Raw genomic sequence first — 18,120 nt, 5'->3', positions numbered from 1 at the left:
CATACCGACAATCGCATTGGCTGTGATGCCATTTTGGCGTAAGGTCCTTGCGAGTTGATTCGCCTTTTCATTTAAGGCTTGATAGGTTAACTGCTTGCCTTCGTATTCCACTGCGATATGGTGGGGATGTTTTTCTACTTGTTCCTCCCATAATTGAGATATTGTCTTATCCTTTGGATACGTTACCGATGTATCATTAAAGTCATGGAGAATCTCTTTCCGTTCCTTATCAGTTGTCATACTGATTTGGGATACAGGGATTTCCTGGTTTTGAATCACGGATTGAATGATTTCGATGAAATGGTTCTTAAGATTTATAACCGTTTCTGAATCATATACATTTTTGTTATATGAAAAAGTTATTTTTGTATCTTCACTTGGTATAACTTTTATATTGAAATCATAATTCGTTTGTTCATACCCATGTATATCTTCAACAGTAAATCCTAATTCAGAAACAAAATCAAAGTTCACTAATGCTTCATCAATATAATAATTTTGGAAAGTTATTTTACTAGTAATTAGATCACTCTTTATATCAGTTAGCGATTGAATATCCGCTAGTGGATAATAATCATATTTACTAGACTCCAATGCCTTATTTTGGGTTTCCTTCAATAAGTCAATAAATATTTGTTTAGGATTACTTGTGATTCGGACAGGAATCATATTAATAAATAACCCTACCATTTCTTCTAAGCTTTCTATATCATAATTTCTTCCTGATACAACAGAACCAAAGACAACGTCATTTGTTTGATTGTATTGTTGCAGCAACATTCCCCAAACTACCTGTATAATCGTATTTAAGGTTGTTTTAGAGCTTTTAGCAATATTAGTTAACGCTTTTGTTATGTCTTTATTTAGAACAAAATCCAAATCTTCCACCATGTATTCATAATGATGAGTTCGAATCGATGGTATTTTAACATTGGTTTCATACCCCTCTAGATATTGGTACCAATATTGCTTAGCATGATTACGATTTTGTTTTTGCAACCAATCAATGTAATGACCATATTGCTTTGGATTATCCATTTCTAAAATGTTGTTATTTTTTAACATTGAATAAATGTCAAAAAAGTCCTTTAGTAATATCCATGTGCTCCATCCATCCATCAGAATATGATGAGAGCTCCAGATCACTTTATATTCTTTATTACCCTGTTTCAAAATGAATAGTCTCATAAGAACATCTTTACTTAGATTGAAACCTTGCTTTCGATCCTCAAGTATTATTTTTTCGATACGGTCATCTAACTGTTTATTATCCATACTCGATAGATCATGGAAGTACACCTTTGGCTTTCTTTCTTTTAAAACGACTTGACGTGGTTTCTCCACATCTTTATAGGCTATAACCGTTCTTAAAATATCGTATTTATTAATGAGTATTTGAAAGCTTTTTTGAACAAGTTCCATATCTACTATGCCTTTAGCAGTAAAAATGGTTTGATCAAAATATGCAGATGACTCACTCTTTACTAATGAATGAAATAGCATACCTTCCTGCATTGGGGAAAGAGGGTATATGTTCGTAATTTGAGTTTTATTTGCTCCCTCATATGCTTCTTTTAAATTTTTTAATTCATCTGTTGTCAAATCTTCATCGGAATAATCGGATACCGTATATTCCATCACGTCTTTCTCCAAACAATGGCGAATTATTTCGATTAGATTTTCCTTAAATCTTTCGAGAAATTTTCTTATTGTTTCTGTACGATACCTCAAGCTATTATAGGAAACAGAAAAACTTAATTTCTGATTAGTTATCATTCCATTTATGTCGATTTCATTTATTCTATCACTATTTGGACTCACGTTTTCCCCTGAATATAAAGAGGAAATTTCAAAAAGTTCATCATTTAATTGCTCGTCAAATTGTCCCAAATAATTGAAGCTAATTTCTGGTTCTCGATTATTCCAAGGCTTTGATGGTGAAAGATATTTTAAGATACCATAGCCTATTCCTTTATTAGGAACTTTTCTTAAGGATTCTTTTGTATGTTTGATTAAAGACGAGGTGGATTTGTCTTCCATTTTTAATAATAAAGGATATTGTGCTGTAAACCATCCTATCGTTCTATTTATGTCTATATTTCCTTCGAAAGCGTCTCTTCCATGACCTTCTAAATTAATAAGAATATTCTTCTCATTTGTCCATTGATAAATGGTACGAGTAAGAGCTGCTAATAGCAAATCATTTATTTCTGTATTATAGGCTTGGTTCGAACGCTTTAATAAATCTTCCGTATACGATTGATTTAATTCAACATGCACTTCTCTCGCATTTTTTTGCTTATTCTCAAATTCCTGAGATTCGAAATCAGTAGGGAGAGGTTTTATATGCTGTTGTTCCATTTTATTCCAATATGGAAGCTCCTGCTGAAAATATTCAAGTTTCTCTTGTAAAAAATCTGCCCACTCTTGATACGAATTGGATTTCGGTTGAAAGTCAACCTTTTTACCTTTTAGTAAAAGATTATACCCTTCGGTAAAGTCTTCTAAGAGAATTCTCCATGAAACCCCATCTATTACTAAATGATGGATAGCTATTAAAAGATAATCCCCTTCCTTTGTTTGAAATATACCTAACTTGACGAGAGGACCATTTTCTAAATCGATACTACTTTGAAGTTCATTACACTTCAACGAGATTAGTCCCTCATAGTGATCATACTTTCGTAAATCATGAACATCTATTGAGAAGAGGTTCGACTCTATATCTCTATTAATCTGCTTCACTTTTCCGTTATGTTTACGGTAGACCATTCGTAAGGCATCATGATGGCAAGTTATTTTATCAAAAATTTTCTCAATCCACTCTACTCGAAAACCGTCTCTACCATATAACATAATAGCTTGATTCCAATGATGAACATCTGTTATGTCCTTTTCAAAAAACATACGTTGAATAGGTGTTAGTAATACATCACCAGAGACCGTTTTTTGGTCCACTACCACTTGTTCTTCCGTCATCTTAAGGCTAATTGCTTTCAAATTACTATTGTCAAATATGTCCTTCACTTCTAGTGTAAAACCAAATTTTTGCAATTTTGATATTAGTCTTATTGCCTTGATAGAGTCTCCACCAAGATCAAAAAAGTCTTCATGAATTCCTATTTTTTTAACTCCTAATATTTCACTACATACTTCCACTAATCGTTTTTCCTTCACGTTGGAAGGTGCAACATATTCTTGTATTGATAAATCCAGTGTATCAGGCTCAGGCAATATTTTTCTGTCCACTTTGCCGTTTGGTGTAAGCGGAATGCTTTCAACCTGAATAAAGTAAGTAGGCACCATATAATGAGGTAGTTCTTTTTTTAAGTTATTTCTTAGGGCAGCTATATCTATTGATTCTTCACCTAATAAATACGCGCATAGATATTTTCCTTGATTATCATTTTCCCATGCTAAGACTACAGATTGAAGAATATATGGTTGTTCGGATAGCTTATTTTCAATTTCACCTAGCTCTATTCTAAATCCCCTAATTTTCACTTGATCATCTAGTCTTTCAATAAATTCAATTGATCCATCAGGGAGCCATTTTACTAAGTCTCCTGTTTTATACATTTTTGATTTAGTTTCAAAAAGATTCACGACAAACTTTTCCTCAGTCAACTCAGACCGGTTTAGATAACCAATTGATAATCCTTCACCACTTATGCATAACTCTCCTGGTAATCCAATTGGTTGAAGTTGACCGTCACGATTCGTAATATACACTTGTGTATTTGCTATGGGCTTCCCGATAACATTTGATTTGTCTTTCCCGCACAAAGTTGTCAATGCATCAACGGTTGTTTCTGTAGGGCCGTAACAATTATAAATATCATACCCAAGATCAATCACTTCATTTTTTAGAGTGTTTGGTAATGCTTCTCCACCAGAAATAAGCACATCAACACTTTCTAATTTAGGATCACCTACAATAAATTCCTGTATAGTAGTCGGGACTAACTGGACAATGTTTATGTCATGTTTCTGGATAAATTGTCTAAATTTATATCTATTTGTCGATTCTTCATAAGTGGTAATGTATACCGTTCCTCCATTTAGCAAAGCCCCAAAAACTTCTTCAACGGAAACATCAAAAGAAATACTTGTATTATGCATGACGTGTCGACGTTCTCTCAAATTATAGGTATCGCCAAACCAAGTGCATAGATTGATAACACTTTTGTGTTTTATCGGTACTCCTTTAGGGTTTCCTGTAGAACCGGACGTATAGATGATATATGCGAAATCTTCCATATGGCTGATTGTTTCTAAATTTGTTTTAGGTTTCATTTCTATGGAAGGATCATTTACATTTATCTCTGGAATATTTACTTCTAACTCCTGTGTTATCGTATTCCGGATTAATAATACATCCACTTCTGCATCTTGTAGCATGAAGTTGATCCTTTCTTTTGGATAGGAAGGATCAATTGGTAAATACGCGCCACCGGATTTCAAAATTCCTAGTATTCCAATAATCATTTCAATTGATCTTTCGCCCATAATAGCAGCTACTGAATTTACTTTTACCCCTCTCTCTTGCAATAGCCATGCCATTTGATTAGATTTTTCATTCAATTCCTGATAGGTTAAGCTTTGCTGCTTATATACCACTGCTATTTTGTTAGGATTCTTTTGAGCTTCTTCTTCAAACATTACTTGTATAGTTTTATCAGCAGGATATTTCGTTTTAGTAAGGGTAAATTGTTTTAAGATCTGATGTTTTTCCTCACTAGTTATCATTTCAACGTCTTTGACTTCCTTAGCTAAATCTACCATCATCTCAGTTAAGATAATTAAAAATCTCTTCCCAAATTGATGAATCGTCTCGCTCGTAAAAAGGGTAGCATTATAGACAAATGATAACACTATTCCTTTACCCGTCTTTTCAATGCTAATTGTGATTTCATTGTTGTTGGAGTTATGTATGTATTGGATGTGTTCATCTAGATGAAGGGTATTCATAGTTAAGCTGATTGGAGTTAATTCCATCACACTATTACTGATATTCGAGTTTCTTAATAGATTTTCCAAGTTAATGTGGCTATGTTGATATGTTTCTATTAACTTATTCCGATTCTGCAAAATCAGGTTTTTAATGATTGCATTACTGTTAAAGTTATTGAAGAAAGGTAACACTTTATTATTTATTCCACTACGATTTTCTTTATGAGAGACAAATATTGGAATTCCTATTATGTTTTTAGTTTTACCATTATATTTATAAAGCTCTATTTGCAAGCACGCCATAAAGATGGAAAATAGAGGAAAATCATTGTGCTTGGTAATTGCCAACGCTTTTTCCGTAATAGCATCATCTAAGGAAAATGAAATTTGAGACTTTTGATAGTTATTTACATGAACAAAATCCCGAGCAAAGTCTGCCTTCCATTCATCAGTAAGGTTCATCGTTTCCCAGTATTTTTTTGATTGTTCTTCTTTTTCCATCAAACGGTCGAGATCACTAGACATTGAATACCCTCCGTTCTTCATCAAAGTTAATTGAACTTAAGATTATAACCATTAGTTTAGGTAGACATAAGTGTATTTTTAAAAGGAGAATTCTTGATCTTTAAGCTCATTTAATAATTCATCTTCCTGTAAAATGGATTGCCTCTCCTCTTCGCTACGAATTTCAATATTTCCAAGTTGAATATTTACTTGTGTTGAAATGATCTCAATAATCCGCTGGAAATCCTCGGCTATTCTAGCAACGGTTTCTTTCTTAAATAGTTGAGAGGAATATTCAATACTCATTTCAATATGTTGCTTTTTTTCTAACGCAACTAAAGATAAATCCATTTTTGCTATATTATTAGTTAATAATTTGGGCTTAAGTGATAAATTGTTAATCTGGATAGCTTTACTCAAATCGAGATTGGTCATATCAAAAAGAACATCGAATAATGGATTTCTGCCTTTTATTCGTTTAATATTTAACTCATCAATTAATTCTTCAAGCGGATAATTTTGATTATCATATGCAAGTAAGGAGTTTTGTTTTACTTCCTTTAGAAATTCACTAAATGTCTTATCATTTGTTGGCTGATTTCGCATTGCTAACGTATTTACAAACACCCCCATGATATTCTGCAGATCCGCATGCGGCCTTCCTGCAATTGGTACTCCGACAACGATATCCTCTTGTCCACTATATTTGGCTAATAGAATGTTAAAGGCAGACAGTAAGATCATCTGAAGAGTCACATCTTCTTGCTTCACCAATACTTGTAACTTCTTTGTTGTTCCCTCCTTGATGGTAAATGCTAAGCTATCTCCTTCAAAGCTTTGAAAGGCTGGCCGTTCATAGTCATATAGCTGCTGGAGCATTGGCACCTTATCTTGAAATTGTTCTTGCCAATAACGAGCTTCCTCCTTCATATGATCATTTTTTAAATATTTATATTGCCATTCGGCATAATCTTTGTATTGAATGCGCAATGGTTCCATCGACTCACCGTTATACAATTTTTTAAATTCATTCATAAAAATTTCTACGGATACACCATCGGAAATAATATGATGCATATCAATTAGTAAATAATATGTTCTGTGAGCTTTTAAAATTTCCGCTCGGAATAACGGTGCTTCCTCTAAGACGAATGGACGAATCAATTTCTGAGATAAGCTAGTAATATCAGTTTCATCTACTGTCCGTACAGGAAGATGGAACGCTAGTGTTGGCTTAATTTTTTGGACAATCTCACCATCGACTGTTACAAAATAGGTACGTAGTACTTCATGTCTGGCTATTAATTGATGAAGCGTTTCTTCCATTTGTTCAATATCTATTTCTCCTTCTAGCATAAAGACGCCAGGCATATTATAAGCGGTACTTTCTTTTTCCAATTGTTGCACCGAATACATTCGTTTTTGAGCAGAGGATGTTTGATAGTATTCCTTTTCTACACATGGCTCTATTTGTTTGTATGGTTTAGCAACCCCTTTGATATCAATGTAGTCGCTTAACTCTTGAATCGTTGGTCTGTTAAAAAGTTCTTTTAATGGAACTGACACCTCTAATACCTTATGTACCTCACTCATGACAGTTGTTGCTTTTAATGAATGGCCACCTAAGTCAAAGAAGCTATCATGGATACCAATGGATTCTACTCCCAACACATTTTGCCAAATAGAAGTCAGTATTTTCTGTGTTGGAGTTTTTGGGGCTTCATACGCCTCCGAAATAAGCCCCATTACATCTGGCTTAGGTAACGCCTTCCGGTTCACTTTACCATTATTGGTTAATGGAATCTTCATGAGCTCCATAAAGTAAGCAGGAATCATATAGTCTGGCAAGCTTTCCTTCAAATAAGCTTTTATTTCTGATTTATCCATAGAACACTTGGCCACGATATAGGCACATAAATATTTTTGATCTGGTTCACCTTCTTGTGCTACCACGACAGCTTCTTTAATGTCAGGGTGGCTGATCAGTCGATACTCTATCTCACCTAGCTCAATTCGATATCCTCTAATTTTAACTTGGTTATCCATTCTCCCTAAGTACTCCATCTCTCCACTTGGAAGCAATCTTACCAAATCACCTGAATGATATAATTTACTTTCCTCCACATAAGAATTGTCGACAAATTTTATACTCGTTAACTTTTCTTGATTTAGATATCCCCTTGCGACACCATCTCCAATGACACATAATTCTCCTGGAACACCAATTGGTTGGAGCCTTAAATTTTCATCCACAATAACTGTCATTAATGTATGAATAGCCTTACCTATATTGCTAATCCCACTTTGAAGATCTTCTTCCTTTAATTCTTTAAACGTCACGTGAACAGTTGTTTCCGTAATTCCGTACATATTGATTAGTTTTACTGTTTTATATTTCTCCATCCAGTCTTTCAACATTATTGGTTTAAGCGCTTCTCCCCCGAAAATAATATACCTTAACGATAATTGTGACCTCGTTTCTTCCATTTCAATTTTCATTAAGTTATAGAAAGCTGTTGGTGTTTGATTTAATACGGTAACTTTTTCATTTTCTAATAATGTCCGGAACCTAGTTGTATCCATGGCAACTTCATCAGAAACAATAATCAGCTTTCCTCCATATAGTAAGGCTCCAAAAATTTCCCAAACGGAAAAGTCAAACGACTGTGAATGAAATAAGGTCCAAACGTCCTTTTCTGAAAAATCAAATTGATAGTCATCGTTCTTCATCAACCTTACAACATTTTTATGTTCGATCATAACTCCTTTAGGATTACCGGTAGTGCCAGAAGTATAAATAATATAGGCAAGATCACTTGGGTAGTTTATATATTTTAAATTCCTAGCATCCCCTTCTTGGAAAATGCTCGTATCCGATAAATTAACAACTGAAACATCATCCATCCCTTCATACATATATGTATTTGTAACAACTAGTTTAGTCTGAGAATCTGTTAGCATATATTCTTTTCTTTCCTTAGGCAACTTAGGATCAATTGGTAAGTATGCTCCACCTGCTTTTAAAATTCCTAATATACCAATGATAAGTTCAATTGATTTATCAACCATAAGTGCTATGATTGAATCTGCTTGAACACCAAGATTTCGTAACTTCCTAGCCAGTTGATTAGCCTTCACATTCAAATCACGGTAAGTTAGTTCTTCCTTATTGTCTTTAACAGCAATATGATTCGGATATTTCTCTACTTGTTCTTCAAATAACTGATGGACAGTTTTTTCCTTTGGATACAACACATTTACATTATTAAAGTTGTTTAAAATTAAATCTCGCTCTTCTGGAGTGATAATGGGTATATCACTAATCTGATTATTAGTATTGTCTAATACGTTTTCAGTCAATCTGCTAAAGTGTTTAGCCATTCTTTTTATAGTTTGTTCACTATAAATGTCTGTATTGTATTCAATGTTAATTGCATATTCTTTTTCTTGATTAACCTCGAAAAACAAATCAACTTTTGAGCTTTTCGTCTTGATTTCATCACTTCTAATGTTAATACTGGGACTATTTAGTTCTCTAATCAGGTTATTTTGAAATGTATAGAGTACATCAAAGATAGGATTTCTGCTTTTATCTCTCCTAGTATCGAGCAGATCTACTAATTCTTCGAAAGGATAATCAGCATGGTCCGTTGCTTGAAGTACATTCGTTTTCACCTTATCCAGTACATCAACAAACGCTTCTTCTGTATCAATATAATTTCTAATAGGAATTGTATTGACGAACATCCCTATTAAGTTTGCTGTTTGTAAATCTTTTCTTCTATCTAATGTAGATCCAATTACAATATCTTGTTGTCCGGAATACTTCGCTAATAGAATATTAATACATGTAAAAAAGAACATGTACGGAGTAACATGGTTCACTCTACAGAAACTATCAATCTTCTCACTCAAATGATGGCTTAATATGAAGCTTACATTATCTCCATTAAATGTTTGTAAGTACGGTCTTGAATAGTCACTATGAATATCCAGAGTTGGAATACCATCAGCAAACACATTTTTCCAATACGTTTCTTGTTTCCTCTTATCAACATCTTTATTACCTTTTTCTTTTTGTAGGATATAATCCTTATATTGTAGCGTTAAATCATCTAGTTCCTGTCCACTATAATGAGTCATTAATTCATGTAAGAAAATTGCAGAGCTTGTACCATCAGCGATAATATGATGAGTATCTAATAACATCACATGGAAATTTGTCTTCACCTTAATTAGTTTTATCCTAATTAAGGGCAAGCTATTTAAATCGAATGGTTTTATAAAACACTCCCTCTCACGATTTATTAATTCGTATAGATCGACATCTTCCTCCAGAATAGAATATGGAATGGAAATGTGCATCTTATCGACTATTCTTTGTACGACTTCTCCATTGACCTCAGCGAAGTACGTGCGTAATGATTCATGCCTTTTTATGATGACATTAAGCGAATTTTCCAATTTTTCAACATCCAAATCCCCTTCTATTTTGACAACACTCGCAATATTGTAATTTAAACTATTCTCATCCACTTTATGTAGTGTATACATTCTTTTCTGTTCAGAAGAGATTGGATAAATTTTATTTGCATCATCTTTTCCCTCTCCTCGAACTAGAATTTCTCCTTCTTCTGTCAATTCACCAAGAATACTAGTGTTGTAAATTTCAATCTTATTTGGGCCAATAAAGATATTTCCAATAGTACCTTTTGGTAACAACTGCATTGTATCATCCAAAATGAATACTCTAATGTCATGACAATTTACGATACCAAACTGTTCTAAATTCACTTTTAGCTTTTTTTCTATATAGTCATAAGGAAACGTAGAGTAATAACGCATAATTTCCTTTGATTCAAGTACTGAAGCAGTTCTGTTTAACTCTTCTTCTAATTCTTCGTTGCTAGCATTTTCTTCAGTTGTTACCGTTGCTTGTAAATAGGATGTCTCTACTTCGTTTACTATATTAGATTTTTCATTTATATAAGCAGCAATTTTATTTAAATCAGATAAGTCATTAAAAATTCTAGAAAATGGGATTTCTATACCAAATTGTTGTTTAATATGGCTATTTACCCTAGTAAAAATAATGGAATCGAATCCCATTTCAATAATATTCTCATCCGGTTGTAGTTCTTGATTATCAACCTTGGTTACTTCCGATACTATTTCTAATAATCTATTCAGGATTTTATTCATAGAACTACCCACTCTTATACCCCCTTTAGAAACTTGGCCAACATTTCAATTTTTGAAATACATAAGTTGGCAGACTAACCTTCTTCGTCTGTTGCGAACTATATAACTGCTCCCAATGAAGTTCCGCTGCTCCCCTAATATATAGTTGGGCAATTCTAGATAAGTTACCTGTTCGATTATCTATAGTTGTGTTAGCCACAATATTATTTCCACTATCACGTAAAGCAATTATATTCTCTTTAGTTAATTCATCAATTTTTGTCGTTTTAGTAGCTTCTTTCACCCGTTTATGAACTCCAAAATAAATATGATTAGCTAAATCTGTTTTACATTCAAAATGCTTCAATTTTTTTATTAAATCGTCCAATGAATCAGCGACAATAGCTATTCTATATTCAAAATGTTCTCTACCTATATTAGATGTATAGCATACATTTGAAAGTTTTAAGTGCTTATTATTTTCCATAAATTTAATATATTTTTCGACTAACTGATTTAGTGTTGTATTATTCTTGGCTGATAGCGTGAAAATATGGCTTTCATTTGATTCTAGGCTTTGTTCTTCGTGACCTCGGTATTCTTCTAAAATTACATGTGAATTGGTTCCAGACAATCCAAAATTATGGATTCCACATCTTCTCACTCCATTGCGAGGTAACCAGTCAGTTTCAGTAATCGTAATATAAAACGGTGAATCGTTTAAATTTATGTTTGTATTTGGTTTTTTAAAGTTAGCAAGTGGAGGTAATTTTTTATTTTTCAACATAAGACAACATTTTACTAAGCTTGAAAGTCCTGAGGCTTCATATAAATGCCCAATATTTCCTCTAACAGAACCTAATGAACAAAACCGGCTTTCACCATGCCCGCTACTATAAGCACTAGATAAGGCTTCAAACTCGATTGAATCACAAATATCCGTTCCTGTTCCTTGTGCTTCGACATAAGTTATCGAGCTTGGTTCAACCTTTGCATTTCGTAATGCTTTCATAATTACTTCTTTTTGAGCAGCAGGATTTGGAGCTGCTAAACCTAGAGTAGTACCATCGCTATTTACTGCCATCCCCTTTAAAACAGCATAAATATGATCTTGATCATGAATTGCTCTTTGTAGTGGCTTTACCATAATGGAAATAACTCCTTCGCCTTCCCCAGTTCCATTACCCTCTGAGTCAAATGGTTTGGTTCGATAATCTTCTGACTCAAATCCAGCTCGCAGGCCGTCCTTAAGGGGAATGGTCTTAATCCTAATTCCACCAACTATTGCCTGCTCACAATTCCCACTTTTTATGTCATTACATGCAATATTTAATGCGACTAAAGAAGAAGAGCAAGCAGTATCAACAATCAAACTAGGTCCTTTTAGATTCATCATATATGACACTCTTCCCGCTATATTAGAAGAAAGATAGCCTGTAGGTGTTTGAATGTCTTTCGATGCTTGTAATATTTGTTGATACTTAAATCCTTCCATATCTCCCATATATCCTACATACACTCCAGTATTAGACCCCTTCAATGTTCCGGCATGATATCCAGCATCCTCAACTACTTTAACTGTAGATTCTAGAAACATTCTTTGCACCGGAGACATTGCAACACCTTCAACCGGCAGAATATTAAAATATTTATAATCGAACGTATCAATATTATTTAAGTAAGCCCCACGATGATATTCCATCTTATTTTCTGAATACCCAACTGATAATAAGTAATCGGTAAGATCTTCTTTTCTATTTTCAGGAAAATCCCGTACTCCTTCCCCCCCATTCCGAATGTATTCCCAATATTCATCTTGCTCTTCTGCTCCAGATGCTTTTAAAGAAATACCTATAATAGCAATATCATCACCAGCCTGATTCATATTTTTCCTAGAGCTGTTTTTCTCATTCACTTGTTTCTTTCCATTTTTAATAAAATCAGCTAGTTCTTTAATGGTTTGATTTGCATAGAAATCTGCAACTTTAATATGGTCTCCATATTTTTGCTGTAGCTCTGAAGCTACTTGAGTTAACTGCAGTGAACTGATACCCATTTCAAAAAAGTTATCTTCAAGTCCAATTTCAACTTCGCTTATGTACATCTTACATATAGAGACGATGCCATTTTCTATTTGATCAATATCCTCGCTATTACGCTCACCTTTCTTTTTATGTTCATCGATTTGCTTTATTATAGATTGGAACTTCCCTTCTTCAAACCGCCTTACCAGATTAAATCTTTGGACTTTACCGCTGGTTGTCTTCGGAATTTGTTTTAATGGAATAACATGGGAAATTTGGACACCTAATCGATAATTTAATTCTCTTTTTATATTTTTCTCTATTTCTATAAATTCCTCGTCTGACTTTTTAAATTTAATAAATGCTACAATATGCTCTGTTTGCTCTTTAAAATTTCTTGCACCACCAACAGCTACTTCAGCTTCACTAAGTGGGATTCCTGCGACTTCACGAATAACTCTTTCTAAGTCATTAGCAAAGTAATTCTGACCATTAACAAACAACACATCTTTGTAGCGACCCACTATTACTAATCGTCCATTTTTTATAAATCCTATATCACCTGTATTCAACCAGCCATCTGCAGATAATGCTTCGTTTGTTTTTGCTTCCATGTTGTAATAGCCGCTGGTTACATTTTTTCCCTTTATCTCGACAGCTCCTAGCATATCCTCGTCTAATACAGTTTGACGATTATCAGTTATTCGGATACTTGTATTTGTCAGAGGGTAACCTACATCAACAAACGTTGCAGCAAAGTTACTAGTATCGTTTTGCAGGTAAACTACTTCTTCCCCAATCTTAATTGCTCTTCTATCGATACACCACGTTATCACGTTGCCATCCTCTGGATAAGCTGCTGAAACCCCAAGACATGCCTCTGCAAGCCCATATGCAGGACACATTACAGTATCTTTCATACCATATTTACGCATCTTAAAGAAGAATTCCTGGATTAGATCTGCTGAGATTGGCTCGGCTCCATTAATGATAATTCTAACATTGGATAAATCGATATCTTCTGAGACTCTTTTTGCGTATTTTAATGTGTACCTATAACCAAAGTTGGGAGAGAATAGCAGTGTTGATTTATGCTGACTTGCTTTTTCTAACCACATTCTAGGTCTTCTAATAAAATCATTTGTATTAATATTGACTTGATTAATGTTTAATAATGTAGGTATTAAATGACATCCAATTAACCCCATATCATGGGACATAGGTAACCACGTAATTAAGCTATCCTCGCTTGTCATGCGTGTACCATTAATAATCCCTTCCATATTAGCGAGTAAATTATAATGTTTTAACATAACTCCTTTTGGTTCACCAGTCGATCCTGAGGAAAACTGTAAAAAAGCTATATCATCTTGATTACTTTCATAAATTTGTCCATCTTCCTCATAATGATAAACATCTCGAATATCTATCACTCTATTTTTAAGTGCTGATAGATCAATATCATTATTCTTTGCATATTTTTCTAGTACTTCATAGTGCTCAAGGTCACAAATTAGATATGGATTATTTAATTGATTCCATACTTTAAAAAACTTTAATTTATGTTCATCATTCTTGCCTGTACTAAGTGGCACAGGAATTATTCCTCCCAATAATCCTGCCCAAAAAGAATGAACAAAATCTTCATTATCATTTAACTGGAATACAAGTTCATCTTTGTAGCTAATCCCTTTACTCTGTATATAGCCTAAAATTTTAATGCTTTTATCCAATAAATCATGATATGACACGAACTTTTCAATTCCGTTTTTTTTAACGAAACTGATACCCTTTTCTGTTTCTGATTCCTTATTTCTAATAACATTAATTAAAGTCGACAAATTACTCCCCCTCCGTTTTACCTTTGAACCCCGAATAATTTATATCACTAGAATTCATGTAATTTTTCTAACAAGGTAATTATATCTATTTATAAATAGATATAAATTAATTGAGTAAATTTTTAATAGTGTCTAAAGTCTTATAAAAAAATATTTCCTTCTACAATTCACTAAAATTGTGTCACCATACTTATCAGAAATCGTATCATTTAATTTATTTTTTCAGTTACTTTAACTAGCAATTTCTAGTCTTTTTTACTTCTTTCGACTAAAAACAAGATACTTTAGTCATATTTTACATATATTTCAATTATACAAATTATCGATTATTATTAACTGAGCAAAAAGAATTATTTTTTTGTAAATTTAAAATATTGGATAGAGATTTATTACCATTAATTGTTATTGTTACCATTTAAACTCATAAATTGTAATTAGTTTAGTAAAATATACTATTTCAATCATAATTCGTTTAATAAATTGATAAGTATTTACAGTTTACCAGTTCGATTTATAGAATAATTTTTTACGAAAATATAAGGTATACTGGATGGAATAAACTGAATATACTCTAAATATTTTTCCTTCTGTTCGTACTGTAAATTTATCTACTTAAAGAATTTTTCCTCATCGTCTCCTCAAACATAATTAGTTCCTCCATATCTCAATCGTAAGCAACCTTGTATGCTAATTTATTCGAAAGAAAGGCCATATGTACTAGCCATCCTTGACATTTTATGGGCTATTATCACATAAATAATACATCCTTTAGTACAAATGAACTCTTATTTCAAATTTATATACACTCTAAAACTTTTGCTCTAATTATACATATCTTTCTAATTATATTTTTTTGGGGAAATTACTATATAGTGATTAAAATTTTTTTACCATTTATAAGCATTATTTAAGAAAAAATCTATAAAATTATAAAGTAGTCAGACGAGAATGCTAATGATGTAAAAGGAAGGATAAGTAATGACAATTAAAAAGATTAGCTTTTGGATGTTCATTAGAAATAGTTTTCTTATTATTGCTGTGATCTTATTATTTTGGATAATATTAAACCAGATTGTGATGGAGCTTGAGCAACACCGATATCCGCCATTAGGTCAATTAGTTGAAGTGAACGGTGATAAAATGCATGTGTATGTTAAGGGAGAGGGTGAAAAAACGATTGTTTTATTAAGTGGTGCTGGTACAGCTGCACCAGCATTGGATTATGAACCTTTAATAAAAGAAATGGCAAAGAATAATAGAATAGTAGTTGTAGAGACATTTGGGTACGGTTGGAGTGAAACTACTAATAAGAAGCGAACTGTTGAGAACATTGTAGAGGAAATAAGGACCGCACTGTATAAAGCTAATATTAAAGGTCCATATATTTTGATGCCTCATTCAATATCTGGTATTTATAGCTTGTACTATGCCAATAAATACCCCGACGAAATTAAGGCAATAATATGTAATGATTGCACTTTGCCTCAAGTAGTAGATTACTTTAATGAATCTATTCCTACTATACCTCGATATATAAGTGTTTTAGCATCGACTGGAGCCACTAGGTTAGCAGTATATTTGAATTCAGCGAAGTACCTTCCTGAAGCAGAAAATGGAACTTATTCTCTTGAAAACTTAGAAAAGACTAAAATCTTATCGGCATGGAATTTAGGCAACAAAAATATAATTGCTGAAGTTAATGAAATAAATCATAATATTGATAAAACAGTTAATATGTCTTTTCCTACAGATACACCCGTTCTAATATTTACTAAATACAGTGATAGGATAACGACAAATGGTAAAACAATGGAAGCTTTTTATCAAAAGCAGATAAACCATTTATCAACTAAAAAGCTCGTTGTATTAAGAGGACATCATTATTTACACTGGTCTAATTTTAAGGAGATAAGCAAAACCGTTTATGATTTTATAAATACATTTTAACTTTTAAAGTTAGATGTAATAACTTTAAAAAAATTATATAGTCTTCATTCCACGCCATACAAACATTCTTATTCATTTGTTGACCAAAGTAAACCACATTTATGGGATAGATGGCAAAACGAACTAAAATTACTTACTATGACTATCGCTTTTGTATCCTTTTTCGGTCAATCGGTAATCCTTGCATCAAAATTATTTTTGATACAACTTTCCTTAATACGATGCCCTGTTTTTATAGTTCACCATCTCCCTAGACCCTATGCAGGATTACCTTGTAAAAAGGAGGTTATGCTCCTAGTCTATGGATCTCTTTTTAACTGGCTCTATTAACATATATTAAAGATTTCATTTATAGCTTATTGACTCCTATAAAAGCTTTTAGTAAGCATATATAGACAATAAGCTATCGATACAAATAAAGGTACCAACAGATATACTTCAAAAAAAGGAATGACACATAAAATAAATACAAATGAAACAAGTGAGCAAATCCAAGGCTTGCTCCACTTCTTAAAAAGTTTAACACCTGAAATCATTGTTAAAGCATATACGATTAAACCAAGTGACGTCGGTATAAAAAGCAGATCATCAAATGTTGCTGAAAATATAACTGTGATTATTACGCCTATAACTGCAAACCCAACTGCAAATATAACCATGCGTCGTGGAACACCAGAACGATGTATCTTTGATAATACGGTTGGGAATGCTTTATCTCTGCTCAAGGAATACCCTAGCTGCGCCAAACTAGCGATAAATGCGTTTGATGTACCAATACATATTAAATAGGCAAGTACTGCAGTTAATACTTGTGCCCCTATCCCTAGATTATCTTGTATAATAACAGCAATTGGCGAAAAATCGCTTTCAACACTACCATATGTATTTGTGCCAATAGTAACAAAACTAAGTAGTAAAAATAAACAACCTATAATCAATGCGCTAATTACAGAGCTTTTTACAATATTTTTATCAGGTTGTTTGAAATGAGAGGATAAGTTGCAGATTGCCTCCCAGCCAAAGAAGGCCCAGAAAATAACAGTAATAGCAGTGCCAATGGCATACCATCCATCCGTAAAGAAAGGTTGGAAATTATTAAGAGTTACACTTGGTAAAGCTACAATGATTGTAGTCAGTAGTAATAACAATAGACATGAGCTAATGATTAATGCAGCCTTTCCGCTTACTTCCAGACCAAAATAATTAAAGCAGCCTGCAATTAATAAAATTAGTATCGCTGCATATACCTCACCTAAAGGGGTGAAGTTGAATGCCTTACTTAAGTAAAAAGCCCCAGTTAATGCAACGATAGACTGACCAATTGCGGCAGTTACAAAATAGAACCAACCGACGATGTTCCCTAAATGATAACCAAATGACTTTCGAACAAACGTTGCTGTCCCCCCAGCATCAGGGAAATCTCTAGCTAAACTTGCAAAACTATATGCTAATGGAAAACTAAATATAATAACAATAATCCAAGATAGTAAAGAAGCAGGCCCTGCTATAGAAGCGGTTATTCCTGAGACAAATAATACACCAGATCCCAATATTGCAGCTATATATAAACTTATTCCTTGATAAAGATTAATTGTTTTTTTAGTAGTCATGTTCCACACTCCAAATTAAATAATAGTTACATAGAAAAATTCGGAAGTACGTTAAAAAAT

At 33.1% G+C, this 18,120-nt stretch carries 5 protein-coding genes; 1 reads left to right on the top strand and 4 read right to left on the bottom strand.

Annotation, left to right across the window (positions count from 1 at the left end; genetic code table 11):
• From JUJ52_RS15815 to JUJ52_RS15805, 3 genes are all read right to left on the bottom strand, one after another.
• A partial coding sequence (locus JUJ52_RS15815) for a non-ribosomal peptide synthetase (RefSeq protein ID WP_228089032.1) occupies positions 1 to 5,478 on the bottom strand: 5,478 nt, incomplete at its 3' end.
• Positions 5,479 to 5,556: 78 nt separating this feature from the next.
• Positions 5,557 to 10,671: a non-ribosomal peptide synthetase gene (locus JUJ52_RS15810; RefSeq protein ID WP_228089031.1), complete on the bottom strand. Its 5,115-nt coding sequence runs from the start codon at positions 10,669 to 10,671 to the stop codon at positions 5,557 to 5,559.
• Positions 10,672 to 10,684: 13 nt separating this feature from the next.
• A complete protein-coding gene (locus tag JUJ52_RS15805) occupies positions 10,685 to 14,503 on the bottom strand; it encodes a beta-ketoacyl synthase N-terminal-like domain-containing protein (protein WP_205389686.1) in 3,819 nt (1,272 codons plus the stop codon).
• 978 nt (positions 14,504 to 15,481) lie between these two features.
• Between JUJ52_RS15805 and JUJ52_RS15800 the strand changes: the two genes are divergently transcribed.
• Entirely contained in the window at positions 15,482 to 16,450 is a 969-nt protein-coding gene (locus JUJ52_RS15800; RefSeq protein WP_226983629.1) for an alpha/beta fold hydrolase, read from the top strand.
• A gap of 356 nt (positions 16,451 to 16,806) precedes the next feature.
• On the opposite strand, the gene JUJ52_RS15795 is transcribed toward JUJ52_RS15800, so the two are convergent.
• Positions 16,807 to 18,060 carry an APC family permease gene (locus JUJ52_RS15795; protein ID WP_034679745.1) on the bottom strand — a complete coding sequence of 418 codons (1,254 nt, stop codon included), beginning with the start codon at positions 18,058 to 18,060 and terminating at the stop codon, positions 16,807 to 16,809.
• Positions 18,061 to 18,120 lie beyond the last annotated feature (60 nt).

It is taken from the genome of Virgibacillus sp. AGTR (assembly GCF_016919725.2).
Classification (GTDB): domain Bacteria; phylum Bacillota; class Bacilli; order Bacillales; family Amphibacillaceae; genus Virgibacillus; species Virgibacillus salarius.
This window is presented reverse-complemented; position numbering and strand designations above follow the sequence as displayed.

Coding starts and splice junctions, on each gene's coding strand:
- JUJ52_RS15795 (WP_034679745.1), bottom strand. CDS start 18,060: ATGACTACTAAAAAAACAATTAATCTTTATCAAGGAATAAGTTTATAT.
- JUJ52_RS15800 (WP_226983629.1), top strand. CDS start 15,482: ATGACAATTAAAAAGATTAGCTTTTGGATGTTCATTAGAAATAGTTTT.